Here is a 26,413-nt window from a genome sequence, read left to right as displayed (position 1 = left end):
GATTCAGCGGCGCTGCAGCCGCGGATTCTTGGCAAACAGCTCCGCCGCCCAATCCACGAACGCGCGCACCTTCGCGCTCAGGTGGCGGTTGGGCGGGTACACCACGTGGATCGGCAACGGGTCGCGATGCCAATCGGGCAGCAGCTCGATGAGCTCGCCGCTTTCCAGCAGCGGCTCGGCCATGAAGGTGATGCACTGCGAGATGCCGAAGCCGCCCAGCACCGCGGTGATGTGCGCGTTGCTCTCGTTCACCGACACGCGGTAGGGCCCGTTCAGCTCGATCTGTTCGTCGCCCTTCCTGAACTCGTGCGGGTAAACGCGCCGCGTGGTGCCCGAGAAGTAGCTCACCACGTGGTGGCGCTTCTCGATGTCGCTCGGGTGCTGCGGCACGCCGTAGCGCTTCACGTATGCCGGCGATGCCACGGTGACGAAGTGCAGCGTGCCGATGCGCCGCGCCACCAGCGACTGGTCGTTGAGCTCGCCGGCGCGGATCACGCAGTCGACGTTGTCGCTGATCAGGTCGACGGTGCGGTCGCTCACCCCCAGGTCGACCTGGATATCAGGATAGCGGTCGCAGAAGCTGGCCAGCGCAGGCAGGATGATCTGCCTTGCCACCGAGGTGCCGACGTCGATGCGCAGCCGCCCCGTGGGGTTGGCCTGCGCATTCGTCATGCTGGCTTCCATGTCGTCGAAGTCGTTGAGAAGGCGCGCGGCTCGCTCGAAGTAGGCCGCGCCGTCGGGTGTGACCGTGACGCGCCGCGTGGTGCGGTTGAGCAGCTTCACGCGCAGGCGCGATTCGAGCGCCTGGATCTGTTTGGTGACCGTGCCTTTGGGCAGGGCGAGAGAGTCCGCCGCACGGGTGAATGTGCCGGCTTCCACGACGCGGACGAAGATCCGCATGGCCTGGATTTGATCCATTGAATGCCTGTTCTGGGTACCCGGCCCACACCGGGGGAGGCGGATTCTCACACAAGCAGCCAAACCCTTGGCGGGTGGCCCCGATTGTTATCGGTTTGGAAACAGAGTAGGGCCGGCTTGCCTGTTTCAACGCTGCGCCGGGCGACTTATATTTCAACCATCGCCCAATTCCCTGAGGTCGCCCATGTCACCCGTTCCATCGTCCCGCTCTGCCGAAGCCGCCGCCCGTGCGGCGGTACAGGGCGTGGAAGCCGATCTGTCGATCGAGCTGCCCGGCCGCGAACCGGTCGGTGCCCGTGTGTACGGCCAGCGTGCCAAGGGTGAAGTCGCACCGCTGGTGCTGCATTTCCATGGCGGCACCTTTGTGTGCGGCGATCTCGACAACGGCCGCAACGTGGCTCGGCTCCTGGCCGGCGCGGGGGCGGTGGTGGTGTCGGTGGCCTATCCGCTGGCGCCCCAATCGCCGTTCCCGGAGCCGATCGAGGTGGGCTATGCCGCCCTCGAATGGCTCTACAAGCAGCGCACCAAGCTCGGCGGCAAAGGCGCGCAGGTGTACCTGGCCGGCGAGGAAGCCGGCGGCAACCTGGCGGCCGCGGTGGCGCTGATCGCCCGCGACCGGGCGCATCCGCCGGTTGCCGGCCAGATCCTGCTGTCGCCCATGCTCGACCCCTGCGCCGGCACCGCCTCGTTGCGCAAGGCCACCAGCGATGCGGCCGAATGCCGCTGGGCCAGCGGCTGGGAGAAGTACCTGAGCTGCCCCTCGAACGCCACCCATCCCTATGCGGTGCCTAGCGGTTCGCTGCGGCTGTCGGCCCTGGCGCCTGCGCTGGTGCTGGTGGGCCAGGACGACGCCATGCGCGACGAGGCGCTGACCTTCGCCGGCCGCTTGCGTGCCGCCGGCATCGAGGTCACGAGCAGCGTGCTGCCCAGTGCCTCCAACTGGCCCAAGGCACTCTACGACACCGAGAACACGGGTTGCGTGGCCTGTGAGGCCACGGTGCAGCAGCACTTCCGCGAGTTTTTCAGCGCGACCACGCCACCGGGTGCGGCGCCGAACCACCCCAGCTAGTTCCCGGCCGATCCCGGCTGCCTGATCGACACGCCGCCAGCGCGGCAGCGTGCGAGGGCCTTGTTTTTTCTGAATTCCGCCGCCTGGTGCCAAAAGCGCCGGGGTGGCCTGTTGCATCCCTGAAGTCATCGAGAAGGACGAACCATCATGTCGAACAACGAGAAAAAGCTGTCTTCCGTCGCCCGCAAGGGCCTGTGGCCCGCCGTGACCGGCATTACCGCATTGCTGGCCGTGGCGGCCGCCGTGTTGGGCATGCACAGTTTCAAGGCCGAGGCCAACAACGCGCCGGCGGCGCCGCAGGCCACCCCGGTGTCGGTGGCCACCGTGGCGTCCAGCGAGATCAACGCCTGGGACGAGTTCTCGGGCCGGCTCGAAGCCGTCCAGCGCGTCGATGTGCGCTCCCGCGTCGCGGGCGCCGTGCAGTCGGTGCACTTTCGCGAAGGCGCACTGGTGAAGCAGGGCGATCTGCTGATCACCATCGATCCCGCCCCGTACGCGGCCGAGGTCGAGCGCGCCGAAGCGCAGGTAGCCTCCGCGCAGGCCCGCCAGTCGTTCAGCCGCAGCGAGCAGGAGCGCGCCAAGCGCTTGTGGGACGACAAGGCCATTGCCCAGCGCGAGTACGACGAGCGTGTGAATGCCGGCAGCGAAGCCAATGCCAACCTGCGCGCCGCCCAGGCCCAACTGCAGACCGCGCGCCTGAGCCTGGGCTACACCCAGGTGCGCGCGCCGGTGTCGGGCCGCATCGGCAAGCTCGAAGTGACGGTGGGCAACCTCGTCGCCGCGGGCCCCGGTGCGCCGGTGCTGACCACGCTGGTGTCGGTGAGCCCGATCTACGCGAGCTTCGACGCCGACGAGCAGGTCATCACGCGAGCCCTGAAAGACCTGCCGAGCGGCTCCAGCGCCCGAGGCCAGATCGAGAGCATTCCCGTGCAGATGGGCACCGCCGGCCTCGACGGCACGCCCTTCACCGGCAAGCTGCAGCTGATCGACAACCAGGTCGATGCCAAGAGCGGCACGGTGCGCGTGCGTGCTTCGTTCGACAACAAGGACGGCGCGCTCATCCCCGGCCAGTTCGCCCGCATCCGCATGGGACAGGCCCGCAACGACACCGCGCTTCTCGTGAGCGAACGCGCCATCGGCACTGACCAGAACAAGAAGTTCGTGATGGTCGTGGGCGAAGACAACAAGGCGGTCTACCGCGAAGTCACGCTCGGTGCGTCGATCAACGGGCTGCGTGTCGTGAGCAAGGGTCTGAAGGCCGGCGACAAGGTCGTGGTCAACGGCCTGCAGCACATCCGCCCGGGTGCGCTGGTGGCGCCGAAGCAAGTGACCATGGACGCCAAGGCCGACCCCAAGCAACAACAACCGGAACGTGTCGCGGAAGCGGCCAAATCTTGAACCACCCCCAGGCTTGCTCACTTCGTGTAGCCGCCAACCCCCTCGCGGGGGCAACACCAGCGGCCCGGCAAAGCCGGTTCCGCGGTGTTCCTGAAATGGGAGCCACTTGGATGCCGCGTGCCTGCATGCGGCGTGGACCGCGCACGACGCGGTGGAGTAAACGAACATGAATCTCTCAAAATTCTTCATCGACCGGCCGATCTTTGCCGGCGTGCTGTCGCTATTGATGCTGATAGCCGGCCTGATCGCGCTGCGCGGGCTGCCGATCTCGGAGTACCCGGAAGTCGCGCCGCCTTCGGTGGTGGTGCGCGCCCAGTACCCCGGTGCCAACCCGAAGGTGATTGCTGAAACGGTGGCCACGCCGCTCGAAGAGCAGATCAACGGCGTCGAAGGCATGCTCTACATGGGCAGCCAGGCAACGACCGACGGCGTGCTGACGCTCACCGTGACGTTCCGCCTCGGCACCGATCCCGACAAGGCACAGCAGCTCGTGCAGAACCGCGTCTCGCAAGCCGAGCCGCGTCTGCCCGAGGAAGTGCGCCGGCTCGGCATCACGACCGTCAAGAGCGCGCCCGACCTGACGATGGTGGTCCACCTCGTCTCGCCGAACAACCGCTACGACATCAACTACCTGCGCAACTACGCGGTGCTGAACGTGAAGGACCCGCTGGCGCGCATCGAAGGCGTGGGCCAGGTCCAGATCTTCGGCGGCGGCGACTACTCCATGCGCGTGTGGCTCGACCCGCAGAAGGTCGCGCAGCGCGGCCTCTCGGCGAGCGACGTGGTGGCTGCCATCCGTGGCCAGAACGTGCAGGCCGCGGCCGGCGTGGTCGGCGCATCGCCGGGCCTGTCGGGTGTGGACATGCAGCTGTCGATCAATGCGCAAGGTCGCCTGCAGAGCGAGGAAGAGTTCGGCGACATCATCGTCAAGAGCGGCACCGACGGCGCCGTCACGCGTCTTCGCGACATCGGCCGCCTCGAGATGGGCGCCGCCGACTACTCGCTGCGCTCGCTGCTGAACAACGACCCGGCCGTCGGCATGGGTGTGTTCCAGGCGCCGGGCTCCAATGCGCTCGACATCTCGTCCAACGTGCGCAAGACGATGGCCGAGCTCAACAAAAACATGCCCGAGGGCCTGGAATACCGCATCGCCTACGACCCGACGCAGTTCGTGCGCGCGTCCATCGAATCGGTGATCCACACGCTGCTCGAAGCCATCATGCTGGTGGTGCTGGTCGTGATCCTGTTCCTGCAGACGTGGCGCGCGTCGATCATTCCGCTGCTGGCCGTGCCGGTGTCGGTGATCGGCACCTTCGCGGTGCTGCACGTCCTCGGCTTTTCGATCAACGCGCTGAGCCTGTTCGGGCTGGTGCTGGCCATCGGCATCGTGGTGGACGACGCCATCGTGGTGGTGGAGAACGTCGAGCGGAACATCGAGGCCGGGCTCACGCCGCGCGAGGCGACCTATCGCGCGATGCGCGAAGTGTCCGGGCCCATCATCGCGATTGCGCTGGTGCTGGTGGCCGTGTTCGTTCCGCTGGCTTTCATCAGCGGCCTCACGGGCCAGTTCTACCGCCAGTTCGCGGTGACGATTGCGATCTCGACGGTGATCTCGGCGATCAACTCGCTGACGCTGTCGCCCGCGCTCGCTGCACTGCTGCTGCGCGGCCATGACGCTCCCAAGGACGCGCTGACGCGCGGCATGGACAAGGCCTTCGGCTGGCTGTTCCGCGGCTTCAACAAGCTGTTCCATCGCGGCTCCGAGGCCTACAGCGGCGGCGTGAAGAACGTGATCTCGCGCAAGGCGCTGATGCTCGCGATCTACGTCGCGCTCATCGCCGTGACCTTCGGTCTCTTCAAGGCGGTGCCCGGCGGCTTCGTGCCGGCGCAGGACAAGCAGTACCTGATCGGCTTCGCTCAGCTGCCCGACGGCGCCACGCTCGACCGCACCGACGAAGTGATCCAGCGCATGGGCGAGATCATGAAGAAGAACCCGAACGTGGAGGACGCCATCGCCTTCCCGGGCCTGTCGATCAACGGCTTCACCAACAGCTCCAACTCGGGCATCGTGTTCGCCACGCTCAAGCCCTTCGACCAGCGCAAGCGCGCCGACCAGAGCGGCGGCGCGGTGGCGGGCCAGTTGAACGGCGCCTTCTCGAGCATCCAGGACGCCTTCATCGTGATGTTCCCGCCCCCGCCGGTGGCGGGCCTGGGCACCACGGGCGGCTTCAAGCTGCAGCTGGAAGACCGCGGCTCGGTGGGCTACGACCAGATGGACGCGGCAGTGAAGGCCTTCATGGCCAAGGCTTACCAGGCGCCCGAACTGGCCGGCATGTTCACGAGCTGGCAGGTCAACGTGCCGCAGCTGTACGCAGACATCGACCGCACCAAGGCCCGCCAGCTCGGCGTGCCCGTGACGGACATCTTCGACACCATGCAGATCTACCTTGGCAGCCTGTATGCGAACGACTTCAACAAGTTCGGCCGCACGTACTCCGTGCGCGTCCAGGCCGATGCGCCTTACCGCGCCCGTGCTGAAGACGTGGGCCTGCTGAAGGTGCGCTCGACCTCGGGCGAGATGGTGCCGCTGGCCGCGCTGATGAAGGTGAATTCGACCTTCGGCCCGGAACGCGCCATGCGCTACAACGGCTACCTCGCCGCCGACATCAACGGCGGCCCGGCGCCGGGCTACTCCTCGGGCCAGGCGCAGGACGCGATCACCAAGATCGCGGCCGAGACGCTGCCCAAGGGCGTGAGCTTCGAGTGGACCGAGCTGACCTACCAGGAAATCCTGGCCGGCAACTCCGCCTTCCTGGTGTTCCCGCTGGCGATCCTGCTGGTGTTCCTGGTGCTGGCTGCGCAGTACGAAAGCCTGACGCTGCCGATCGCGATCATCCTGATCGTGCCCATGGGCATCATGGCCGCGATGACCGGCGTATGGATATCGGGGGGTGACAACAACGTCTTCACGCAGATCGGGTTGATCGTGCTGGTGGGGCTGAGTGCGAAGAACGCGATTCTTATCGTGGAGTTCGCCCGGGAGCTCGAATTTGCCGGCCGCACACCGATACAGGCCGCCATCGAAGCCAGCCGCCTGCGCCTGCGCCCGATTCTCATGACTTCGCTGGCCTTCGTGATGGGCGTGCTGCCCCTCGTGCTGTCCACCGGCGCGGGTTCGGAGATGCGCAAGGCCATGGGCGTGGCGGTGTTCGCCGGGATGATCGGCGTGACGGCCTTCGGCCTGTTCCTGACGCCTGTGTTCTACGTGCTGCTGCGCCGCCTCGCGGGCAACCGGCCACTCAAGCTGCATGGCGAAGTGCCGCATGGCGACGACTTCGTGTCGGCCGGGCATCCGGCTTCGCATGGCGGCGCCGGTGGTGGCGGCCTTCATCCGGTGCCCGCATCGCCGCGTTCTTCGCATGACGACTGATCGAGAAAGCGCATCATGAAATTTTCAGTACAACCTCTGGTGAAGCCGCTTCGTACCGCGTTGCTGCCGCTGATGGCAGCCCTGGTGCTCGCCGGCTGTGCCACCGCGCCCTCGGGCCTGCCCGAGATCACGACCACCGCCCAGTTCAAGGAGCAGGGCAAGGACCAGGCGGTGACGCCGCCCGCCGGCTTCACGCGGGCCGCGCCCTCCGAGGCGCAACCGCGCGGCGACTGGTGGCTGGCGTTCAACGATCCGGCGCTCAACGCACTGATCGAGAAGGCCGACGTCAACAACACCAACATCCAGGCCGCGGCCGCTCGGCTGGCCGAGGCTCGCGCGCTGGCGCGCAGCGCCAACGCCGACCGCCTGCCGCAGATCGGCCTGGGCGCTGGCGCCAACCGCGGCGCGGGCCTGGACAAGGCCACGGCCAGCACCCGGCCAGCCACGATGACGAACATCGGCGCCACGTTCTCGTACGAGGTCGACCTGTTCGGCCGCCTCTCGGGCGCGAGCAATGCGGCCAAGCTCGATGCGGCCGGCCGCGAGGCGCTGCTGCAAAGCACGCGCCTCGCCGTGCAGGCCGAAGTGGCGCAGACCTACCTGCAGTTGCGCGCGCTCGATGCCGAGCGCGCCCTGGTGCGCGAGCAGGTCGAGGCGTATCGCGACACGCTGCGCCTGTCGCAGCGCCGCGAGCAGGCCGGCGACATCGCCGAGCTCGACGTGGCGCGCGTGCAGACCGAGGTGTCGTCCACCGAGTCGGATGCGCTCGCGCTCGACCGCCAGCGCGCCCAGGTGGAGCATGCGCTCGCGGTGCTGGTGGGCGATTCGGCTTCCAGCTTCGGCTTGCGCGTCGACGAGTGGGCGACGGCGCTCCCGTCCATTCCGCCGGGTGTGCCCGCCACGGTGCTCACCCGCCGCCCCGACGTGTCGGCTGCGCAGAGCGCTGTGCTGGCCGCGCAGGCCCGCGTGGGCGTGGCGCAGGCCGCGTGGTTCCCGGACATCTCGCTGACCGGCGCCGCCGGCTATGCCTCGCCCGAGATCGGCGACCTCTTCAAGTGGTCGGCGCGCTCGTGGGGCGTGGGCGCGCTGCTGTCGCTGCCGATCTTCGACGGCGGCCGCCGCGAGGCCGGCGTGCAGGGCGCCAATGCCCAGCTCGACGGTGCGCTCGCGAGCTACCGCACGCAGGTGCTGGTGGCGTTTCAGGAAGTCGAAGACCAACTGGCCGCCATCCGCATCCTGCAGGAGCAGTCGGTCGTGCAGGCACAGGCCGTGACCTCGGCCCAGCGCGCCACCAGCCTGTCGGACACGCGCTATCGCAACGGCTACGTCAGCCAGCTCGACCTGCTGGACGCGCGCCGCAGCGAATTGCGCAACCGCCGGCAGGCACTGCAGGTGAAGTCGGCGCAGTACCAGGCGGCGGTGGGGCTGATCCGCGCCATCGGCGGCGGCTGGGAAGCGCCGGCGCCGGTCGCGGCTGTCCCGGCACGGACGGCCGTGGCCGTGCGCTGAATCGCGATCAAGGATTGAAATTGAAAGCCTGAGCGCCGCAAGGCGGTCTTGCGCCGCCGTGGGTTCAGTCGGTTTTCTTGCCGGCTGGATTCGCGGCGGCGCTTATTTTTTGCAGTTCCACCGCGCCCACGGCCAGGGCGTTTGAATAGCTGGCCTGCGGCCTCGACGCTGTCCGGTAGACCCTGTAGTCGAAGGTTTCGGAGACGGCGTCGCCATGGTGGGCTTCGAGCAGGATCCAGAAGAACTGGCCCGGCTCGCGTTCCTCGACGGTTAGCGCCAAATCATTCAAGGCTGGCATGGGTTCCCGGGTGCAATGCGGTGTGGTGGCATCTGGTGTACGCAAAAAATGCTACTGTTTGATGCACCGGATGTATTTGCAATGCCCGGCGATGTGAAAGATGTCGCATTTCGTCGCTTCCATTTGGCCTTTCCCGGACCGGTGTGGCGCTCAACGACAATTCGCCGATGAGTTCAAAGGCGAAAAGCGGGCCGGCGCGTTGCGTCATGGTCCTGGGCACCACCAGCGGCGCCGGCAAGAGCTGGCTGGCCACGGCGCTGTGCCGCTGGTATGCGCGGCAGGGCCTGAAGGTGGCGCCTTTCAAGGCGCAGAACATGAGCAACAACGCCCGCGTGGTCGACGGCGGCGAGATCGGCAGCGCCCAATATTTCCAGGCCCTGGCCGCCAATGCCGTGCCCGGGGTGCGCATGAACCCGCTGCTGCTCAAGCCCGAGCGCGACACCCACAGCCAGGTGGTGCTGATGGGGCAGGTGAATGACGAACTCTCGGCCTTGCCCTGGCGCGGCCGCAGCGAGCGCGTCTGGCCGCAGATCGCGCAGGCGCTCGACGAACTGCGCGCCGGAAACGACGTGGTGGTGATCGAAGGCGCGGGTTCGCCGGCCGAGATCAACCTGATGGCCAGCGACATCGTCAACATGCGCATCGCCCGGCACGCGCAGGCGCGCTGCCTGCTCACGACCGACATCGACCGCGGAGGCGCCTTTGCCCATCTGTACGGCACCTGGGCGCTGCTGCCCGAGGCCGACCGCGCGCTGCTGCGCGGCTTCGTGCTCAACAAGTTCCGCGGCGATGCCTCGCTGCTCGCGCCTGCGCCGCAGCAACTGCAGGAACTGACTGGCGTGCCCACCGTGGCCACGCTGCCGATGTGGTGGCAGCACGGCTTGCCCGAGGAGGACGGCGTATTCGATGACCGCAGCCGTGCGAGCGGCACCGTGACGCGCACGGTCGCGGTCGTGGCATACCCGCGCATCAGCAACCTCGACGAATTCCAGGCGCTGAAGAACGTGCCCGGCGTGCGGCTGATCTGGGCCCGTACGCCGGCCGACGTGGCCGGCGCCGACTGGATCGTGCTGCCCGGCTCCAAGCGCACCAGCGGCGACCTGGCCTGGCTGCGCGCCCAGGGGCTGGACAGCGCCGTGGCCGCGCATGCCGAACGCGGCGGCGCGGTGCTGGGCATCTGCGGCGGACTGCAGATGCTGGGAGAGGCGCTGGTCGATCCGCACGGCATCGACGGCAATGCGCCGGGACTGGGCCTGCTGCCGCTGGTGACGGTGTTCGCGCGCGAGAAGACGGTGCGGCATCGCACCGGGACCTTCGGCGAGCTGAGCGGTGTCTGGGCTGCGCTGTCGGACGTGCCCGTCGCCGGCTACGAGATCCACCATGGCCAGACCGCCGCACACCCGCAGATGGCGCAGGACGGCCAGGCCGTGATGCCCGACGGACTGGCCTGGCAGAACGCGCGCGGCAACGTGCTCGGCATCTATCTTCACGGCCTGTTCGAGGACCCGCGCGCGCTGCACGCGCTGTTCGGTGCCTCCGTGCCCACGCTCGACGCCACCTTCGACGGCCTGGCCGACTTCATCGATACCCACTTCGACGCCGGCGTGCTCGCCGGACTGATTGCATGACCGAAACCATTCCCACCATTTCCGACATCACCGACACCGCGCTCGCCGCCCGCCTGCAGAGCGCGCTCGACAACAAGACCAAGCCGCTCGGCGCGCTGGGCCGGCTCGAGGCGCTGGCGCTGCGCATCGGCACCATCCTCGGCACCGAAAGCCCGGAGCTCGAAGCCCCGCAGATGCTGGTCTGCGCGGGCGACCACGGATTGGCGGCGCGCGGCGTCTCGGCGTACCCGAGCGACGTGACCTGGCAGATGGTCGAGAACTTCCTCGCCGGCGGCGCGGCCGTGAGCGTGCTGGCGCGCCAGCACGGGCTGGCACTGACGGTGGTCGACTGCGGCGTACGGCGCGACTTCCAGGCGCGCCCGGGGCTGGTGTCGCGCCGGATCGCCGAAGGTACGGCAGACGCTTCGCAGGGCCCGGCCATGACGGCCGCGCAGTGCGCCCAGGCCATCGCCAACGGGCGCGAGGTGGTGCGCGTGCTGCCGGGCAATGCGTTGCTGCTCGGCGAGATGGGCATCGGCAACAGTTCGTCTGCCGCGCTGCTGCTCTCGCGGCTGGGCGGGTTGGACATCGACGCCTGCACCGGTGCCGGCACTGGCCTCGATGCGGCCGGGCTGGCGCGCAAGCGCGATGTGCTGCGGCAGGTGCTGGCGCTGCACGCGGGCGCGACCGCGCCTCTGGACGCGCTGGCCGCCTTCGGTGGCTTCGAGGTGGCTACGCTGGTCGGCGCGGTGCTGCAGGCGGCCGAGGAGCGGCGCGTGATCGTGGTAGACGGCTTCATCGCCAGCGCAGCGGTGCTGGTGGCGCAGGCGCTGCAGCCGCACGTGGTGCAGCGCTGCGTGGCCGCGCATTGCTCGGCCGAACCCGGCCACGTGCTGCTGCTGGAGCGGCTGGGGCTGGAGCCGCTGCTCAAGCTCGAACTGCGCCTGGGCGAAGGCTCGGGCGGGGCGCTGGCCTGGCCGCTGCTCGAATCGGCCTGCCGCATCCTGCGCGAGATGGCGAGCTTCGAGTCGGCCGGCGTGTCGCGCAAGGACAGCTGAAGAGGATGAACGGCGTTCGCCATTTCCTGCTCGCGCTGCAGTTCTTCACGCGCGTGCCGGTGACGGGGCCGCTGGCTGCGTGGGTCGGCTTCAGTCCGCAGATGCTGCGTTCGAGCGCGGCGCATCTGCCCGGCATCGGATGGCTGGCAGGTGGCGTGGCGGCGCTGGTGTTCGCGGGTGTGGGCATGGGGCTGCCGGGTGTCGCCGGTGCGCTGGCTGCTGCCGTGCTGAGCACCACCGCCACCGTGATGCTGACCGGCGCCTTCCATGAAGACGGTCTGGCCGACGTGGCCGATGGCCTGGGCGGTTCGGCCGACCGCGACCGGGCGCTGGAGATCATGAAGGACTCGCGCATCGGCGCCTTCGGTGCGCTGGCGCTGGTGCTGGCGCTGGGCCTGAAATGCGCGCTGCTCGCAATGCTGGCCGGGCACGGCCTGCAGGCGGTTGTTGTCGCCATCGTCGGCGCGCATGTGCTGTCGCGGCTGATGCCGCTGTTCCTGATCCGGTGGTTGCCCTATGTGGGCGACAGCGGGGCGAGCAAGGCGAAGCCGCTGGCGGATGCGATCAGCGGTGGTGCGTTGCTGATCGCGGTGGTGTGGGCGCTGCCGGCGGTGGCACTGCTGCTGTATGCACACGACGTGGCGCACGTCTTGGCGGCCTTGCTTGCGGCCGTTGTTGCCGCAGGCTGGATGGCGCGTCTTTTCATGCGCCGGCTGCAGGGCTTCACCGGCGACGGCCTTGGCGCCACCCAGCAGGTCTGCGAGCTGGCGATCTACCTTGCACTGGCGTGGCGCGCATGAGCGACGCCGCCCGAAGGACGCTCTGGCTCCAGCGCCATGCGCCCGTGGTGGCCGAGCCCGGGCTGTGCTACGGCGCCACGGACCTCGAAGCCCATGCGGACTCCACGCTCGCTGCTGCGCAGCGCATCGCGCCTTTGCTTCCTGCGGCCATCAGCGTGCGCAGTTCGCCGCTGCGGCGATGTGCCGGGCTGGCCGATGCCATCGCCGCGTTGCGCCCCGATCTTCGGGTGCGGCACGACGCACGGCTGGCCGAGATGAACTTCGGCGCCTGGGAAGGGCGGCCGTGGTCTGCCATCGCACGCGAGGAATTCGACGCCTGGACCGGCAATTTCGCCGATGCGCCTGCCGGCGGCCATGGCGAAAGCGTGCGCGCATTCATGCAGCGCGTGGCCGCCGCACATGACGAATGGCTTGTGGACGAGGGCGATGCGCTGTGGATCACGCACGCCGGCGTGCTGCGGGCGGTAACGTTGCTGCAGCGCGGCACCCGCTGCCCTGGAGTCGCCGCCGACTGGCCTGATGGGGAACTGCCCTTCGGCGGTTGGCTGACTTTCGACAATTAGCTGCCGTCGGCCAGTGCCGATTGCGGCTCAGTTCTTCTGCCGCCACTGTTCGCGCCAGAGCCGCTCCAGCTGCGGCGCAAGTGCAGCCGGCGGCGTGCCCAGGAAGCGGTTGCTGCCGTTGCGCTGCACCAGGCCGTAGAGGCGGCCGGAGCCCTGGTCGTAGAGCGCGACCGCGTTGTTGTCGTAGCAGTCGTGCGGCTTGCAGAAGGCGTGCAGGAGGTAGCGCGTTCCCTCGACCGTCACCCATTGCGGCTCGGGCGCCGGACCTTCGCGGCGCACCAGCCAGCGGTCGTTCTCGCGCGTGCCCAAGGCGGCGCGCCAGGCCTTCTCCATGGCCGGGCCCCGCGCCAGCGCCGCCGGGCTGCCCGTGGGCGGGGGAGGCGCCTTGACGGCGGGCTCGACGGGCGGGGCCACGGCCCGCACCGCGCCGTTGCAGCGCCAGTAGCGCAGCTTCATCATGTCGGGGCCGAGTTGGCCGGCGACCGGCTTGTCGGCGTCCAGCGCGATGTACTGGCCGCGCGCTTCGCGGTAGACGAGGAAGGTCATTGCGCCGGACTTGCCCGGGCTGCTCATCAGCGCCACGTCGAAGCCTGCCGGCGGCGGGCGGTTGCCGAAGAAGCTGTGGGCGGTCTGCGGTTCGTTGCCGGTCACGCGGCGCTTGCCGCTTTCGGCGATCAGCATGTCCTGGCGCACCTGCAGCGTCGGTGCGGCCGCGTTGGCGCAGTTCGTCGACCAGCGGCCGCCGTAGATCGCCATGGCCTCGGGCGGCAGGCCGCCGCCCTGCTGCGACCATGCCGCGGCCGGAAGGAGGGCGGCGAGCAGCGTGGCGGCCAGCAGTGCCCGGGAGTCGTTCTTTCGTGTCGTCATTCGTCGTCGGTCTCAGGCCGTCTTCGGCATCGGTGTCTTTGGCTTGTAGGCGCAGAAAATGGCCACCGCGCACTCCCAGCAGCGCGGCTTGCGCGCCACGCAGATGTAGCGGCCATGCAGGATGAGCCAATGGTGCGCATGCAGCCGGTATTCGGGTGGGACGCGCTTCTCGAGTTTGAGTTCCACCTCCAGCGGCGTCTTGCCGGGCGCAAGCCCGGTGCGGTTGCCGACGCGGAAGATGTGCGTGTCGACCGCCATGGTCGGCTCGCCGAAGGCCACGTTGAGCACCACGTTCGCGGTCTTGCGGCCGACGCCCGGCAGCGCCTCCAGCTCGGCGCGGGTGCGCGGCACCTCGCCGCCGTGCAGCTCCACCAGCATGCGGCAGGCCTCGATCAGGTGCTTCGCCTTGCTGCGGTACAGGCCGATGGTCTTGATGTACTCCTCCAGCCCCTCGACACCCAGATCGAGAATGGCCTGCGGCGTATTCGCCACCGGATACAGCTTGCGCGTGGCCTTGTTCACGCCCACGTCGGTGGCCTGTGCCGACAGCAGCACGGCGGCCAGCAGCTCGAAGGGGGTTGTGTATTCGAGTTCAGTCTCGGGCTCGGGGTTGGCCGCCTGCAGGGTGGCGAAGAAGAGGGGGATGTCGTTTTTTTTCATGGGGCTCCGTGGGAGGCGGCACGCGCAATATATCGTTGAAAGGCGATAGCCTTACGCAGCTTTATTGCCTGCCGCTTTCGCGACAATGGCACCCCAGAAAGTGAGACCGACCATGCAATTCGCCTCCCGCCTCGACAACGTCGAGACCTCCGCCATCCGCGAACTCTTCAAGCTGCTGGGCAAGCCCGGGATCATCAGCTTTGCGGGTGGCTTTCCCGACAGCGCCATGTTCGACGTCGAGGGCCTCAAGGAGGCGAGCCAGAAGGCGCTCTCCGAAGAACCCGGCGCTGCGCTGCAGTACGGCGCCACCGAAGGCTACGAGCCGCTGCGCAGCCAGCTCAGCGCCTTCATGAAGACCAAGGGCGTCGAGGTCGACCCCAGCGGCCTGATTGTCACCACCGGCAGCCAGCAGGCGCTCGACCTGCTGGGCAAGACCATGATCTCGCCCGGTGACAAGGTGATCGTCGAGGGCCCGACCTTCCTGGCCACCATCCAGTGCTTCCGCCTGTACGGCGCGCAGCTCATCAGCGCGCCCATCGACGCCAACGGCGTGAAGACCGACGAGCTCGAGAAGCTCATCGCCGAGCACAAGCCCAAGTTCGTCTACCTGATCCCGACCTTCGGCAACCCCAGCGGCGCGATGCTGACGCTGGAGCGCCGCAAGAAGGTGCTCGAGCTGGCCGTGAAGTACCAGACGCTGATCGTCGAGGACGACCCCTATGGCGACCTCTATTTCGGCGAAGCACCTCCGCCCTCCATCCTGGCCCTGAGCAAAGACGTGCCGGGCAGCCGCGAGTTGCTGGCGCACTGCGGCAGCCTGAGCAAGGTGTTGAGCCCGGGCCTGCGCATCGGCTGGATGATCGCGCCGCCCGAGCTGCTGTCCAAGGCGACGATGTGCAAGCAGTTCAGCGACGCGCACACGAGCACGTTCTCGCAGGCCACGGCTGCGCAATACCTCAAGAGCGGCCGCATGCCGGCCACGCTGGCGCACGTGCGCGAGGTCTACGGCCAGCGTGCCCAGGCCATGGGCGCGGCGCTCAGGCGCGAGCTGGGCGATGCAGTGAGCTTCACCCAGCCCAACGGCGGCTTGTTCTTCTGGGCGCGCCTCACCGGCGCCAATGGCAAGCTGGCCGATGCGAACGAACTGGCGAAGCGCGCGATCGAGAAGCTCGTGGCCTTCGTGCCCGGCGCACCATTCTTTGCCGAGAAGCCCGATGTGGCGACGCTGCGTCTGAGCTTCGCGACGGCCGACGTGGCGAAGATCGAAGAGGGCGTGAAGCGTCTCGGTCAGGCGCTGTAGTCGATCCGATCAGGGGGACCGGTGCAGCCGGGGCGCTGCAAGCAGGTCCAGGTTGTCTGAAATGGCCGCATCCACGTTCGGATAGCGGCCTTTCATTTTCGACAACGTCATGATGGTCTGCAGCGCCTTCAGGTCCTTGACCGATGGCGCGACCTTGATCTGCGCGATGGCTGCGGCGGGGTTGCCACCGTTGATCAATGCCATCACCTTGCTTGCCCAGTCGTTTGCGCGCGCCATGTCTTCACCTGCTTTCGTTCGAAGCGCCGACTGTACACAGCGCCGCGCCGATCACCGCCGGAACCGTCACGCTGTGCCTGCAAATCCTCCGAAGAAAGCGCGTGCGTTGGCTTCCAGGCTGTCGAGGTGATAGCCGCCTTCCTGGACGATCAGCGTAGGCAGCCCCAGCGCGCCTACGGCCTTGCCGAGACGGCCGAAACCCTCGGTCGTCACCGCGACCTGCGACTGGGGGTCGTCCTTGTAGATGTCGAACCCGAGGGCCAGGACCAGCGCGTCCGGCGCGAATCGTTGCAGCACGCCCGCCGCATCGTCGACGCGCTCGAAGAACGCCGCTTCCGTCGCCCCGTGCGGCATCGGGAAATTGACGTTGAAGCCATCGCCGTCGCCGGCCCCGCGCTCGTCGTCGTAGCCGGCGACGGCAGGGTAGAAGTTGGTCGGGTCGCCGTGGATCGAGACATACAGCACGTCGCTGCGGTCGTAGAAGATTTCCTGCACCCCCTGGCCGTGGTGCATGTCGGTATCGAGGACCGCCACGCGAGCGAAGCGCCCGCGCAACGCCTGGGCGGCGATGGCTGCGTTGTTGAGGTAGCAGAAGCCGCCAGCGGCATCGACGCGCGCATGGTGGCCGGGCGGGCGGCACAGTGCGTAGGCCGCAGGGGCGCCGTCGACGATGGCCGCCGCGCCGGCCACCGCGCTCTGGGCCGACCAGTACGCGGAGCGCCAGGTTTCGGCCCCGACCGGGCAGCTGCCGTCGGCAAGGTAGCGCGCCGCCTTGGCCAGCACGCCGCGCAGGCGGTTGGGCTCGCGCACGTAGACGTTCGACATCACCTCGTCGCCCCAGTCGGGCGGCATCTGCTTCCATTCGCCGTGCGCGTCCTCCAGAAAGCGCAGGTAGTCGGCACTGTGCACGGCGGCCAATGGCGCCATGCCGGCGTCGGCCGGCGTCCGGAGATCGAAGCCGAGCGATTGCACGGCGGCGACGAGCCGAAGTGCGCGGTCGGGAATTTCCTGCGGGGTGCGCATCTGTCCGCGCGACAGGTAGCTGCGCGGATGGTGCAGCAGCTGCTCTGGATGGAAGTAGGTCAGCATGGGCGATTCGGCATGGCCGCCGTGGAATTTGCTCGGCAGCCATGGTAGCGAGCAAGATCGGTGCCCATCGAGGGCATCGGATGGCGCGCGAATCGGCGGCATCCACATTGGTTACGATCACCCATGAGAAAAACCTTTCAGCTTCAGGTCGAGGGCAAGCACCCCGACCGTCTCCTCGAAGCCATCAAGCACGAGATCCGCAAGTACATCAAGCGCGAGCGGCGGCGCGAATTGCCCGAAGGCAGCGATTTCTGGGACTTCGATTGCAAGTTCGGCGCGGCCCAGGAATCCGCCGAAGTCATTCACCTTTCCGCCATCACGGGCCTCATCGACGGGGTGGTGAAGGAAGGCGGCAAGCAGTTCTACATCGAGATCCTGGCCAAGCCCGGCAAGCGCAAGCCGCGGCCTGAAGGCGAACAGGGCGCTGCCACCGATTCCGAAGAGGAATAACCGCCGTCAGGCCTGCGCCTGCGCCAACCGCAGGCCGTACCGCTGCTCCGCATCCTGCAGCGAGCGCGCAATCGACGGGTGCAGCCGCACCCCGTTCCTGGCCTGCGCTTCCCGACGCTTCAAACCGCCTTCGCCCGGTAGCCGCACAGGCTTGGCCGGGTCGATGGGCACGTTGCCGCGACACTTCGCCGCCACATGGTCCATCTGGCGCAGGAAGGCGTCCTTGCCGCCGAAGGCATTCAGGTCGTGCAGCGTGATGTGCACCGTCGCGCCCCAGCCCTCGGGCGGATCGGCCCGGCCGTGGCCCGCGAGGCCGGCCGTGAGCGTCTCGACCAGCAGCGCCATGCCGTAGCCCTTGTGGCCGTGGCTCAATCCGCCGACCGGCAGCAGCGTGCCAGGCGGCTGGTCGAACAGCACCTGCGGGTCGTTCGACGGCTTGCCGGCAGCGTCGATCAGCCATTCCTCGGCGAAGGTCTCGCCCGCTGCGCGCTTGCGGTTGCTCATGCCGTTGGTGGTGATGGAGGCCGAGATGTCGACCATCACGCCGCCTTGCGAGAGCGGAAAACCCATGGCCAGCGGATTCGGCGTGAACACGGCCTGCGTGCCGCCGAAGGGCGCGACGCTGGCGGCATTGGGGTCGGAGCAGGCCAGCAGCATCAGCATGTCTTCCTGCAGCGCGCGCAACATGTAGACGGCGAGGCAGGCGATGTGGTGGCTGCGGCGGATGACGAGCGAGGCGGTGCCGAGTTCGCGGGCACGCGGAATCAGCAAATCCATGCCCTGGTCCATGAGCCAAGGACCGGGCAGGCGCTTGCCGTCCCAGAGCACGGCGGCGGGGCGGTCGGACAGCACCTCGGGGGTGCCGTCGCGCGTCATGCCACCGGATTCCAGTTCCTTGACGTACCCGGCCAGCAGCGCGAGGCCGTGCGTGTCGTGTCCCAGCAGGTCGCCTTCGACGAGCGTGCGGGCGACGCTGTCGGCCATCGACGCGGCGAGCCCGGCTTTTTGCAGCAGGGCGCTCGCGTAGTCCTTGAGGGCTTCGGCGCGGTAGAGCGGGGCGGTGTCGGTCATGTCAGTGGTCCGTGTCTCGTTGGGGCGGTTGTTCTTGGGGGCGCTGTCGTTCAGGGCGCGTGCAAGGGCACCGGGTACGCTCCTGCGCGAATGTCCCCCGTCGGCATCATCGCCCCCGAACCACGCCCCCAATCGCTCATCGCAGTATTTCGAGAAGGCGGTCCAGTCCGCCTTCGTTGATTGCAACCATTGCCTGTTCACGTACCTTGGGTTTCGCGTGATAGGCCACCGACAGGCCGGCTTCGCCCATCATCGGGAGGTCGTTCGCGCCGTCGCCCACGGCGATGGTTTCCTGCGGCGAGATGCCCATGAGCGAAGCCACCTCGAGCAGCGTCCTGCGCTTTTCAGCGCCGTCGCAGATGTCGCCCCAGCTCTGCGTGACGACTTCGCCGGTGAGCTTGCCGTCGGCTTCGTCGAGCAGGTTGGAGCGCGCGAAGTCGATGCCCAGCCGGTCCTTCACCCGGTTCGCGAAGAAGGTGAAGCCACCCGACACCAGCAGCACCTTGAGGCCGGCTTTCTTGCAGGCCGCGACCAGTTCGCTCGCGCCCGGGTTGAGCTTCAGCCGCTCGTCGTACACCTGCTGCAGCGCCCCGACCGGCACACCCTGCAGCAGGGCCACGCGGCGGCGCAGGCTTTCCTTGAAGTCCTTGATCTCGCCGCGCATCGTGGCCTCGGTGATGGCGGCGACCTCGGCCTTCTTGCCGACGGCATCGGCGATCTCGTCGATGCATTCGATGTTGATCAGCGTCGAGTCCATGTCGAACGCAATCAGCTTGAAGTCGGCGAGCCGCAACGGTGGCTTCACGCGCTGGATGACGAGGCCGGGGGAGATTTCTTGGGTAGCGCTCATGCGGTGACGGTTTCCTTGACGAGGGGTTGGCCCAGGCTGCGCAGCACGTCGCGCACCATCTGGGCTCGCTCTTTGGGCTCTTTCAGCTCGCGCTCGATGCGCAGCTTCTCGTTGCCGGCGAGCTTGATGTGCTTGTTCTTCTGGATCAGCTGGATGATGGCCATGCCATCGACCGGCGCATCTTTCTTGAACGTGATGTTGATGATGCCCGGCGCCGCGTCGACCTTGACCACGCCGTAGGGCCGCGCCAGCACGCGCAGGCGGTGCGTGTCGATCAGCGTCTGTGCCTGCGGCGGCAGCTTGCCGAAGCGGTCGACGATTTCTTCGAGCAGCGTGTCGATCTGGTCGGGCGTCTTCGCGGTGGCCAGCTTCTTGTAGAACGACAGGCGCAGGTGCACGTCGCCGCAGTAGTCATCAGGCAGCAGGGCGGGCGCGTGCAGGTTGATTTCGGTGGTGACCGACAGCGGTGAGAGCAGGTCTGGCTCCTGGCCGGCCTTGAGCGAGCGCACGGCCTCGCTGAGCATCTCGTTGTAGAGCTGGAAGCCGATTTCCATCATGTTGCCGCTCTGGTTCTCGCCGAGCACCTCGCCGGTGCCGCGAATCTCGAGGTCATGCATGGCGAGGTAGAAGCCGGAGCCCAGCTCTTCCATCTGCTGGATGGCGTCGAGCCGCTGCGCCGCCTGCTTGGTCAGGCCCTCGGTGTCGGGCACCATGAGGTAGGCATAGGCTTGGTGGTGCGAGCGGCCGACGCGGCCGCGCAACTGGTGCAGCTGCGCCAGGCCGAACTTGTCGGCGCGGCTCATCACGATGGTGTTGGCGGTTGGCACGTCGATGCCGGTCTCGATGATGGTCGAGCACAGCAGCAGGTTGTAGCGCTGCGCCACGAAGTCGCGCATCACGCGCTCCAGCTCGCGCTCGGGCATCTGGCCATGGGCCACGGCGATGCGGGCCTCGGGCAATATTTCTTCCAGCTTCTGGCGCCGGTTCTCGATGGTCTCGACCTCGTTGTGCAGGAAGTAGACCTGCCCGCCGCGCTTGAGCTCGCGCAGCACGGCCTCGCGGATCACGCCCGTGCCTTCGTTGCGCACGAAGGTCTTGATGGCGAGGCGCCGTTGCGGTGCGGTCGCGATCACACTGAGGTCGCGCAGGCCTTCGAGCGCCATGCCCAGCGTGCGCGGAATCGGCGTGGCCGTGAGCGTGAGCACGTCGACCTCGGCGCGCATGGCCTTCATCGCCTCCTTGTGGCGCACGCCGAAGCGGTGCTCCTCGTCGATGATGAGCAGGCCCAGGTTCTTGAACTTGACCGACTGCGACAGCAGCTTGTGCGTGCCGACCACGATGTCGACCTGGCCCTCGGCCAGCCCCTTGGCGGCGGTGGTGATTTCCTTGGCCGAGCGGAAGCGGCTCATCTCGGCCACCTTCACGGGCCACTTGGCGAAGCGGTCGACCAGCGTCTGGTAATGCTGCTCCGCCAGCAGCGTGGTGGGCGCGAGGAACGCGACCTGCTTGCCGCCGGTGACGGCGATGAAGGCGGCGCGCAGCGCCACCTCGGTCTTGCCGAAGCCCACGTCGCCGCACACGAGGCGGTCCATGGGCTGGGGCGAGATCATGTCCTGCACCACGGCGTGGATAGCGGCCTTCTGGTCGGCGGTTTCCTGGAAGCCGAAGTCGTTGGCGAACACCTCGTAGTCGGCCGGCGAGTAGCGGAAAGCATGGCCTTCGCGCGCGGCGCGGCGAGCGTAGATGTTGAGCAGTTCGGCAGCGGAGTCGCGCACCTGCTCGGCGGCCTTGCGCTTGGCCTTTTCCCATTGGCCGGAGCCCAGCTTGTGCAGCGGGGCCTCGTCGGCGCTCACGCCGGTGTAGCGGCTGATCTGGTGCAGCTGCGACACGGGCACGTAGAGCGTGGCCTTGTCGGCGTACTCCAGGTGCAGCATTTCCTGCAGCAGCGGCTTGCCGTCGGGGCCGCTGCCCTGGCCCAGGTCCATGTGGATCAGGCCGCGGTAGCGGCCGATGCCGTGCGCGGTGTGGACCACCGGGTCGCCGACGTTGAGTTCCGACAGGTCCTTGATCAGCGCCTCGACGTCGCTGACCTGCTCCTGCTTCTTGTTGCGCCGGCGCGTGGTGGGCGCGGTGGCGAACAGTTCGGTCTCGGTGACGAGGTCGATCCCCTGCTCGCGCCAGGCGAAGCCCGAGGCCAGCGCGGCGGTGGCGATGCCGATCTTTTCGTCGGCGGAGGCTTCGAACTCGGCCAGCGAGTCGAAGGCCGGCGGGCTCACGCCGCTGGCGCGCAGGAAGTCGAGCAGGCTCTCGCGGCGGCCGTCGCTCTCGGCGATCAGCAGCACGCGGTGGGGCGTGGCCTTGATGTGGGCCTTGAGCCCGACCAGCGGGTCTTCCGCGCCGCGCACCACGGCGAAGGGCGGCAGTTTGTCGAATTCGGCGTAGGGCGCTTCCGTGGGCACGTCGCCGCGGACGGCGAGTTGCGCGTGCGGCTTGGCGCGCTGGTAGAACTGCTCGGCGTTCAGGAACAGCGCCTCGGGCGGCAGGGCGGGGCGCTCGGGGTCGCTATGCACCAGCCGGTAGCGTTCGTTCGTGTCCTGCCAGAAATGCTGGAACGCAGGTTCGAGGTCGCCGTGCAGCACCACCGTGGCGTCTGCGCCCAGGTAGTCGAACACCGTGGCCGTCTCGTCGAAGAACAGCGGCAGGTAGTACTCGATGCCGGCGGTGGCCACGCCGTTGCCCATGTCCTTGTAGATGCGGCTCTTGGTCGGGTCGCCCTCGAGCAGTTCGCGCCAGCGGCTGCGAAAGCGCGCGCGGGCGTCGTCGTCCATGGGGAACTCGCGGCCCGGCAGCAGCCGCACTTCGGGCACGGGATAGAGGCTGCGCTGGGTGTCGGGGTCGAAGGTGCGGATCGAGTCGATCTCGTCGTCGAACAGGTCGACGCGAAACGGCACCGGCGAGCCCATGGGGAACAGGTCGATCAGGCCGCCGCGCACCGCGTATTCGCCGGGGCTGACCACCTGCGTCACGTGGGTGTAGCCGGCCAGCGTGAGCTGGGCCTTGAGCTTCGATTCCTCGAGCTTCTGCTTGGCCTTGAAGTGGAAGGTGTAGCCGGCCAGGAAGGCCGGGGGTGCGAGTCGGTAGAGGGCGGTGGTGGCGGGCACCAGCACCACGTCGGCCTCCTTCTGGCTGATGCGCCAGAGGGTGGCCAGGCGCTCGCTGATCAGGTCCTGGTGGGGCGAGAAGCTGTCGTAGGGCAGCGTCTCCCAGTCGGGGAACAAGGCGCATCGCAGGTCGGGCGCGAAGAAGGCGATTTCATCGATCAGGCGCTGCGCGTCGTTGGCGTCGGCCGTGAACATCGCCGTGGCGCGCCCGGCGGCTTTCTCGCGCATGGCCAGCTGCGCCAGCAGCAGTGCATCGGCCGACAACGGGGGACGCGGCAGCGTGAAACGCTTGCCCGCCGTGAGGTGGGGGAGGTCCATGGAACGCTTACTGGAAATGCACAACACCCCGCGCCGGTTGGCGAGGGGTGTGCGTAGCGGTCGATTCTAGAATGGCGGCCCTTTATTCGCTTGCTGGCCAGCGCCGGCGCCGGGCCCCCATGTCCTCTTCCCGACTTTTCGTGCTGATCCCATGCGCCGGCTCCGGCCATCGTGCGGGGCATGCGCAGTCCGCGCTGCCCAAGCAGTACCGACGCCTGGCCGGCCTGCCGATGGTGGCCCACACGCTGGAGGCCTTCCGCGCGCTGGCGGGGCGCTTCGCCGGGCTGGCGCTGGTGGTGTCGCCGGACGACCGCGACGTGGATGCGGTGCTGCCGCGCTTTCCCGCCGAGAACGAATACCTGCTGCGCGTGGGCGGCGTGACCCGCGCGGCCACGGTGCGCAACGGCCTGGTGGCACTGCGGCAGAAGGGCGCAGGCGCGCACGACTGGGTGCTGGTGCACGACGCGGCGCGCTGCCTCGTCACGTCGAGCCAGATCGAGGCGCTGATTGCGGCCTGCGAGCACGACGCTGTGGGCGGCCTGCTGGCGCACCGGCTGGCGGACACGCTGAAGGCGTCGACGGCCGAGAGCCGAGTAGCCCAGACGCTGTCGCGCGCCGACAAGTGGCTGGCGCAGACGCCGCAGATGTTCCGCATCGGCATGCTGCTCGACGCGCTGGAGCGCACGGGCGACACCGTGACCGACGAGGCCAGCGCCATAGAGGCCATCGGCCTGTCGCCGCTGCTGGTGCAGGGCAGCGCGCAGAACTTCAAGGTGACGTTCCCCGAGGACTTCGCATTGGCCGAGGCGGTCCTGCAGGGCCGCAAGAAGGGCATTGCATGACGAGCGCCTTCAACATCCGTGTCGGCGAGGGCTGGGACATTCACCAACTGGTGGCGGGGCGCAAGCTGATCCTGGGCGGTGTCGAGGTGCCGCACACCACCGGCCTGCTGGGGCATTCCGATGCCGACGTGCTGCTGCACGCCATCACCGACGCCCTGCTGGGTGGCGCGGGGCTCGGCGACATCGGCCGGCATTTTCCGGATACCGACGAGCAGTTCCGCGGTGCCGATTCGTCGGTGCTGCTGGCCGAGGCGGCGCGCCGGGTGCGCGCGGCGGGCTGGGAGATCGGCAACGTCGACAGCACCGTGATCGCGCAGGCGCCCAAACTCGCGCCTCACATTCCGCTCATGTGCCAGCGAATCGCCGGCACGCTGGGCATTGCGGTCGACCAGGTGAACGTGAAAGCCAAGACGGCCGAGAAGCTCGGCCCGGTGGGCGAGGGCCGCGCGATGGAAGCCCGCGCGGCCGTACTTCTGCATCGCTGAGGCCTCCGCAGGCTCAGGCCGGCTTCCTGCCTCCCGGCAGCTCACCCGGCTTCGGCGCCGGCATCGCGCGCGGCATCCGGATGTGCGCCGCCAGGCCGCGGCCCGGCGTGCTGGTCAGCGCGAAGGTGCCACCCATGCGCTCGATGTTCTTCGCCACGATCGACAGGCCCAGGCCCGCGCCGGCTGCCGAGGTGCGCGCCGTGTCGCCGCGGAAGAAGGGCTTGGTCAGCTGCGAGAGCAGGGCGGGCTCGACGCCTGCGCCGTGGTCGCGCACCTTGATCAGCACCGCGTCGTTGTTGGCTTGTGCCTGGATCGTGACGTCGGCCACGCCCGTGGAGGGCGATTTGCCATAGCGCCGCGCGTTCTCCACCAGGTTGGAGATCACGCGCGTGAGCTCGACCTCATCGCCCATCACGCGCAGGTCGGACGGCACCTCGACCTTGATGTTCATCTCCTCGTAGTCCTGCACCGCATAGGTGCAGGCGTCGACCACGTCGCGCAGCAGCACCGGACGAGGATCGACATGGTCGGGCCGCGCGTAGTCGAGGAACTTGTCGATGATCGCGTCGAGCTGGGCGATGTCGGCCGCCATGTGGTCGCGCGCGTCCTCGTCGGCCACGCTCATCTCGGTTTCCAGCCGCAGCCGGGCCAGCGGCGTTCGCAGGTCATGCGAGATGCCGGCCAGCATGATGGCGCGGTCCTGCTCGATCTTGGCGAGCTGGTCCGCCATGCGGTTGAAGCCGATGTTGACGGCGCGGATCTCGTTGGTGCGGGCTCGTTCGTCGAGCCGGTGCGCCTCGTACTCGCCTTCGCGCACCTGCATGGTCGCGCGCGACAGCTGCTTGAGCGGCAGGTTGATGAGCCGCGTGATCAGCGCCGCGCCGGCCAGCGAGAGCGCCATCGCCGTGCTGAGCCAGACCAGCCAGGTACGCCCTCCCACGCGGCTGAAGCGCGTGGGGTCGAGCAGCAGCCAGTAGGTGTCGCTCTCGATGGTGAAGCCGATCCAGAGACCCGCCTCGTCGTTCACGCGGCTGGCCACCGTGGTGCCTTCACCGAGCTGATCAATCAGCTCCTCGGTCACGCGCAGGTCGAGCGCGCCGCTGGTGTAGGGCTGGAACCGGTCGTTGGGTTCGCGCGGCAGGATGCGCACGCCCTCCTGGTCGGCCAGCGTCTTGATGAGCGACACCCGGGTTATCGCGTCCGAATACACCAACGCCGCGCGCGTGAGGTTCACGAGCGAGGCGATCTGGTGCGCGGTCTGGATGGCGCGCGGCTCGTATTCGAGCGAGCGGAAGGTCTGCAGCCAGGCAACCGTGCAGCCGATGAGCAGCAGCGCCAGCAGAAAGAAGGTGCGCCAGAAAAGGCTGAACCCCAGCTTGAGGCCGGGGCGGCGGTCACGTTGCGCGCTCGCTTCGAGCGGGCTCGGCATCGTGACCTGCACGCCGTCCTCCTGGGCCGCGCCGGGTCTGGTGGGTTGGCCGACGGCCACCTGTCAACGGCGCGTCAGGCCGTGCCGTCCGGCACGAACACGTAGCCGACGCCCCAGACGGTCTGGATGTAGCGCGGCGCCGCGGCGTCGGACTCGACCAGCTTGCGCAGGCGCGAGATCTGCACGTCCAGGCTGCGGTCGAAGGGCTCGAACTCGCGCCCGCGCGCCAGCTGGGCCAGCTTTTCGCGCGACAGCGGTTGACGCGGATGGCGCACGAGCGCCTTCAGCATCGCGAACTCGCCGGTGGTCAGCGAGAGTTCTTCGCCATCCTTCTTCAGGGTGCGCGAGCCGAGGTCGAAGGCGAACGGGCCGAAAGTGACGGTCTCGTTCTCGGTAGAAGGGGCGCCCGGCGCCTCCAGCGGCGGACGGCGGCGCAGCACGGCGTGCACACGGGCCAGCAGTTCGCGCGGGTTGAAAGGCTTGCCGAGATAGTCGTCAGCGCCGACTTCGAGGCCGACGATGCGGTCCACGTCCTCGCCCTTGGCGGTGAGCATGATGATCGGGGTGCGGTCGTTGGCGGCCCGCAGGCGGCGGCAGACCGAGAGGCCGTCTTCGCCGGGCATCATCAGGTCGAGCACGATCAGGTCGACCGTGTCGCGCAACAGGATGCGGTTGAGCGCCTTGCCGTCCTCGGCCACGATCACTTCGAAACCTTCTTGCGTCAGGTAGCGGCGCAGGAGGTCGCGGATGCGGGCGTCGTCGTCGACGATCACGATCTTGTCGGTGCGAGCGGGAACTTGAGTCATTTCTACAACGATGAATTTGTAACAGGGCCGATTCTGAAGGCGTTAAGGCTTCGTTGAGCCGGATTTACTTATGGTTTGACACTAAGTTACAAAACTTGCGGACGCTCGCGGTCTGGTCATCCGACGTTAGCGAGGAGGTGGCAAAGTCCAATTTCCTGATGACTTGCGCTCAATGAGACGTCCTATTTCCGCCCTGCC

General features: G+C 68.1%; 23 protein-coding genes. 12 read left to right on the top strand and 11 right to left on the bottom strand.

What is annotated here, in order from left to right:
* Positions 1-3: 3 nt before the first annotated feature.
* A complete protein-coding gene (locus tag AC1DFC_RS04415; RefSeq protein ID WP_007837054.1) occupies positions 4-918 on the bottom strand; it encodes a LysR family transcriptional regulator in 915 nt (304 codons plus the stop codon).
* Between the two features lie 184 nt (positions 919-1,102).
* Between AC1DFC_RS04415 and AC1DFC_RS04410 the strand changes: the two genes are divergently transcribed.
* The 4 genes from AC1DFC_RS04410 to AC1DFC_RS04395 all read left to right on the top strand — a co-directional run bounded on the left by AC1DFC_RS04410 (position 1,103) and on the right by AC1DFC_RS04395 (position 8,324).
* Positions 1,103-1,987, top strand: coding sequence for an alpha/beta hydrolase (locus tag AC1DFC_RS04410; RefSeq protein ID WP_007837053.1), 885 nt, complete (start codon positions 1,103-1,105; stop codon positions 1,985-1,987).
* A gap of 147 nt (positions 1,988-2,134) precedes the next feature.
* A complete protein-coding gene (locus tag AC1DFC_RS04405) occupies positions 2,135-3,385 on the top strand; it encodes an efflux RND transporter periplasmic adaptor subunit (RefSeq protein WP_007837049.1) in 1,251 nt (416 codons plus the stop codon).
* A gap of 166 nt (positions 3,386-3,551) precedes the next feature.
* A complete protein-coding gene (locus AC1DFC_RS04400; protein ID WP_413313896.1) occupies positions 3,552-6,815 on the top strand; it encodes an efflux RND transporter permease subunit in 3,264 nt (1,087 codons plus the stop codon).
* 15 nt (positions 6,816-6,830) lie between these two features.
* Positions 6,831-8,324 carry an efflux transporter outer membrane subunit gene (locus AC1DFC_RS04395; protein WP_413313897.1) on the top strand — a complete coding sequence of 498 codons (1,494 nt, stop codon included), beginning with the start codon at positions 6,831-6,833 and terminating at the stop codon, positions 8,322-8,324.
* Positions 8,325-8,388: 64 nt separating this feature from the next.
* On the opposite strand, the gene AC1DFC_RS04390 is transcribed toward AC1DFC_RS04395, so the two are convergent.
* The gene (locus AC1DFC_RS04390; protein ID WP_007837044.1) at positions 8,389-8,622 is read right to left on the bottom strand and encodes a hypothetical protein; all 234 of its coding nucleotides are present in this window, start codon (positions 8,620-8,622) and stop codon (positions 8,389-8,391) included.
* Between the two features lie 167 nt (positions 8,623-8,789).
* On the opposite strand from AC1DFC_RS04390, the gene AC1DFC_RS04385 reads away from it, so the two are divergent.
* Genes AC1DFC_RS04385 through AC1DFC_RS04370 form a run of 4 tightly spaced genes read left to right on the top strand, consistent with a single transcriptional unit; the run spans position 8,790 to position 12,650 of the window.
* Positions 8,790-10,250 carry a cobyric acid synthase gene (locus AC1DFC_RS04385; RefSeq protein ID WP_478178712.1) on the top strand — a complete coding sequence of 487 codons (1,461 nt, stop codon included), beginning with the start codon at positions 8,790-8,792 and terminating at the stop codon, positions 10,248-10,250.
* Complete coding sequence (cobT, locus tag AC1DFC_RS04380; RefSeq protein WP_007837042.1) at positions 10,247-11,287, top strand: nicotinate-nucleotide--dimethylbenzimidazole phosphoribosyltransferase; 1,041 nt, start codon at positions 10,247-10,249, stop codon at positions 11,285-11,287. The genes AC1DFC_RS04385 and cobT overlap by 4 nt, the downstream gene beginning before the upstream one ends.
* A 5-nt stretch (positions 11,288-11,292) precedes the next feature.
* Positions 11,293-12,087 carry an adenosylcobinamide-GDP ribazoletransferase gene (locus AC1DFC_RS04375; protein WP_007837041.1) on the top strand — a complete coding sequence of 265 codons (795 nt, stop codon included), beginning with the start codon at positions 11,293-11,295 and terminating at the stop codon, positions 12,085-12,087.
* Positions 12,084-12,650, top strand: a complete 567-nt coding sequence (locus tag AC1DFC_RS04370) for a histidine phosphatase family protein (RefSeq protein WP_478178711.1) — start codon at positions 12,084-12,086, stop codon at positions 12,648-12,650. The genes AC1DFC_RS04375 and AC1DFC_RS04370 overlap by 4 nt, the downstream gene beginning before the upstream one ends.
* Positions 12,651-12,677: 27 nt before the next feature.
* Here the strand turns inward: AC1DFC_RS04370 and AC1DFC_RS04365 are convergent, their stop codons facing one another.
* Both AC1DFC_RS04365 and nth read right to left on the bottom strand, forming a co-directional pair.
* The gene (locus AC1DFC_RS04365; RefSeq protein ID WP_478178710.1) at positions 12,678-13,517 is read right to left on the bottom strand and encodes an Ivy family c-type lysozyme inhibitor; all 840 of its coding nucleotides are present in this window, start codon (positions 13,515-13,517) and stop codon (positions 12,678-12,680) included.
* Positions 13,518-13,529: 12 nt separating this feature from the next.
* The gene (gene nth, locus AC1DFC_RS04360; RefSeq protein ID WP_478178709.1) at positions 13,530-14,177 is read right to left on the bottom strand and encodes an endonuclease III; all 648 of its coding nucleotides are present in this window, start codon (positions 14,175-14,177) and stop codon (positions 13,530-13,532) included.
* 112 nt (positions 14,178-14,289) lie between these two features.
* On the opposite strand from nth, the gene AC1DFC_RS04355 reads away from it, so the two are divergent.
* The gene (locus AC1DFC_RS04355; protein WP_007837037.1) at positions 14,290-15,477 is read left to right on the top strand and encodes an aminotransferase-like domain-containing protein; all 1,188 of its coding nucleotides are present in this window, start codon (positions 14,290-14,292) and stop codon (positions 15,475-15,477) included.
* A 9-nt stretch (positions 15,478-15,486) separates the two neighbouring features.
* Here AC1DFC_RS04355 and AC1DFC_RS04350 read toward each other — a convergent pair whose 3' ends face one another.
* A complete protein-coding gene (locus AC1DFC_RS04350; RefSeq protein WP_007837035.1) occupies positions 15,487-15,714 on the bottom strand; it encodes a hypothetical protein in 228 nt (75 codons plus the stop codon).
* Positions 15,715-15,780: 66 nt separating this feature from the next.
* Complete coding sequence (locus AC1DFC_RS04345) at positions 15,781-16,803, bottom strand: histone deacetylase family protein (RefSeq protein WP_478178708.1); 1,023 nt, start codon at positions 16,801-16,803, stop codon at positions 15,781-15,783.
* Between the two features lie 123 nt (positions 16,804-16,926).
* Here AC1DFC_RS04345 and AC1DFC_RS04340 point away from each other — a divergent pair, with 123 nt between their 5' ends.
* The gene (locus AC1DFC_RS04340) at positions 16,927-17,253 is read left to right on the top strand and encodes a DUF6172 family protein (protein ID WP_007837030.1); all 327 of its coding nucleotides are present in this window, start codon (positions 16,927-16,929) and stop codon (positions 17,251-17,253) included.
* Between the two features lie 6 nt (positions 17,254-17,259).
* On the opposite strand, the gene AC1DFC_RS04335 is transcribed toward AC1DFC_RS04340, so the two are convergent.
* From AC1DFC_RS04335 to mfd, 3 genes are all read right to left on the bottom strand, one after another.
* Entirely contained in the window at positions 17,260-18,324 is a 1,065-nt protein-coding gene (locus AC1DFC_RS04335) for an Ldh family oxidoreductase (protein ID WP_413331527.1), read from the bottom strand.
* Positions 18,325-18,460: 136 nt separating this feature from the next.
* A complete protein-coding gene (gene serB, locus AC1DFC_RS04330; protein ID WP_478178707.1) occupies positions 18,461-19,174 on the bottom strand; it encodes a phosphoserine phosphatase SerB in 714 nt (237 codons plus the stop codon).
* A complete protein-coding gene (mfd, locus tag AC1DFC_RS04325) occupies positions 19,171-22,653 on the bottom strand; it encodes a transcription-repair coupling factor (protein WP_478178706.1) in 3,483 nt (1,160 codons plus the stop codon). The genes serB and mfd overlap by 4 nt, the downstream gene beginning before the upstream one ends.
* A 119-nt stretch (positions 22,654-22,772) precedes the next feature.
* On the opposite strand from mfd, the gene ispD reads away from it, so the two are divergent.
* Both ispD and ispF read left to right on the top strand, forming a co-directional pair.
* Positions 22,773-23,495: a 2-C-methyl-D-erythritol 4-phosphate cytidylyltransferase gene (ispD, locus tag AC1DFC_RS04320; protein WP_007837023.1), complete on the top strand. Its 723-nt coding sequence runs from the start codon at positions 22,773-22,775 to the stop codon at positions 23,493-23,495.
* The gene (gene ispF, locus AC1DFC_RS04315) at positions 23,492-23,980 is read left to right on the top strand and encodes a 2-C-methyl-D-erythritol 2,4-cyclodiphosphate synthase (protein ID WP_007837020.1); all 489 of its coding nucleotides are present in this window, start codon (positions 23,492-23,494) and stop codon (positions 23,978-23,980) included. The genes ispD and ispF overlap by 4 nt, the downstream gene beginning before the upstream one ends.
* A gap of 13 nt (positions 23,981-23,993) precedes the next feature.
* Here ispF and AC1DFC_RS04310 read toward each other — a convergent pair whose 3' ends face one another.
* Both AC1DFC_RS04310 and ompR read right to left on the bottom strand, forming a co-directional pair.
* Positions 23,994-25,409: a sensor histidine kinase gene (locus tag AC1DFC_RS04310; protein WP_042674038.1), complete on the bottom strand. Its 1,416-nt coding sequence runs from the start codon at positions 25,407-25,409 to the stop codon at positions 23,994-23,996.
* A gap of 74 nt (positions 25,410-25,483) precedes the next feature.
* Entirely contained in the window at positions 25,484-26,215 is a 732-nt protein-coding gene (gene ompR, locus AC1DFC_RS04305; RefSeq protein ID WP_007837017.1) for an osmolarity response regulator transcription factor OmpR, read from the bottom strand.
* Positions 26,216-26,413 lie beyond the last annotated feature (198 nt).

It is taken from the genome of Variovorax sp. 10L421 (assembly GCF_056395365.1).
The sequence above is the reverse complement of the archived record's forward strand: the minus strand, read 5'-3'. Positions and strand labels throughout refer to the sequence as shown.

Excerpts from the sequence above, each read along its gene's own strand:
- AC1DFC_RS04415 (WP_007837054.1), bottom strand. The coding sequence starts at position 918 with ATGGATCAAATCCAGGCCATGCGGATCTTCGTCCGCGTCGTGGAAGCC.
- AC1DFC_RS04410 (WP_007837053.1), top strand. The coding sequence starts at position 1,103 with ATGTCACCCGTTCCATCGTCCCGCTCTGCCGAAGCCGCCGCCCGTGCG.
- AC1DFC_RS04405 (WP_007837049.1), top strand. The coding sequence starts at position 2,135 with ATGTCGAACAACGAGAAAAAGCTGTCTTCCGTCGCCCGCAAGGGCCTG.
- AC1DFC_RS04400 (WP_413313896.1), top strand. The coding sequence starts at position 3,552 with ATGAATCTCTCAAAATTCTTCATCGACCGGCCGATCTTTGCCGGCGTG.
- AC1DFC_RS04395 (WP_413313897.1), top strand. The coding sequence starts at position 6,831 with ATGAAATTTTCAGTACAACCTCTGGTGAAGCCGCTTCGTACCGCGTTG.
- AC1DFC_RS04390 (WP_007837044.1), bottom strand. The coding sequence starts at position 8,622 with ATGCCAGCCTTGAATGATTTGGCGCTAACCGTCGAGGAACGCGAGCCG.
- AC1DFC_RS04385 (WP_478178712.1), top strand. The coding sequence starts at position 8,790 with ATGAGTTCAAAGGCGAAAAGCGGGCCGGCGCGTTGCGTCATGGTCCTG.
- cobT (WP_007837042.1), top strand. The coding sequence starts at position 10,247 with ATGACCGAAACCATTCCCACCATTTCCGACATCACCGACACCGCGCTC.
- AC1DFC_RS04375 (WP_007837041.1), top strand. The coding sequence starts at position 11,293 with ATGAACGGCGTTCGCCATTTCCTGCTCGCGCTGCAGTTCTTCACGCGC.
- AC1DFC_RS04370 (WP_478178711.1), top strand. The coding sequence starts at position 12,084 with ATGAGCGACGCCGCCCGAAGGACGCTCTGGCTCCAGCGCCATGCGCCC.
- AC1DFC_RS04365 (WP_478178710.1), bottom strand. The coding sequence starts at position 13,517 with ATGACGACACGAAAGAACGACTCCCGGGCACTGCTGGCCGCCACGCTG.
- nth (WP_478178709.1), bottom strand. The coding sequence starts at position 14,177 with ATGAAAAAAAACGACATCCCCCTCTTCTTCGCCACCCTGCAGGCGGCC.
- AC1DFC_RS04355 (WP_007837037.1), top strand. The coding sequence starts at position 14,290 with ATGCAATTCGCCTCCCGCCTCGACAACGTCGAGACCTCCGCCATCCGC.
- AC1DFC_RS04350 (WP_007837035.1), bottom strand. The coding sequence starts at position 15,714 with ATGGCGCGCGCAAACGACTGGGCAAGCAAGGTGATGGCATTGATCAAC.
- AC1DFC_RS04345 (WP_478178708.1), bottom strand. The coding sequence starts at position 16,803 with ATGCTGACCTACTTCCATCCAGAGCAGCTGCTGCACCATCCGCGCAGC.
- AC1DFC_RS04340 (WP_007837030.1), top strand. The coding sequence starts at position 16,927 with ATGAGAAAAACCTTTCAGCTTCAGGTCGAGGGCAAGCACCCCGACCGT.
- AC1DFC_RS04335 (WP_413331527.1), bottom strand. The coding sequence starts at position 18,324 with ATGACCGACACCGCCCCGCTCTACCGCGCCGAAGCCCTCAAGGACTAC.
- serB (WP_478178707.1), bottom strand. The coding sequence starts at position 19,174 with ATGAGCGCTACCCAAGAAATCTCCCCCGGCCTCGTCATCCAGCGCGTG.
- mfd (WP_478178706.1), bottom strand. The coding sequence starts at position 22,653 with ATGGACCTCCCCCACCTCACGGCGGGCAAGCGTTTCACGCTGCCGCGT.
- ispD (WP_007837023.1), top strand. The coding sequence starts at position 22,773 with ATGTCCTCTTCCCGACTTTTCGTGCTGATCCCATGCGCCGGCTCCGGC.
- ispF (WP_007837020.1), top strand. The coding sequence starts at position 23,492 with ATGACGAGCGCCTTCAACATCCGTGTCGGCGAGGGCTGGGACATTCAC.
- AC1DFC_RS04310 (WP_042674038.1), bottom strand. The coding sequence starts at position 25,409 with ATGCCGAGCCCGCTCGAAGCGAGCGCGCAACGTGACCGCCGCCCCGGC.
- ompR (WP_007837017.1), bottom strand. The coding sequence starts at position 26,215 with ATGACTCAAGTTCCCGCTCGCACCGACAAGATCGTGATCGTCGACGAC.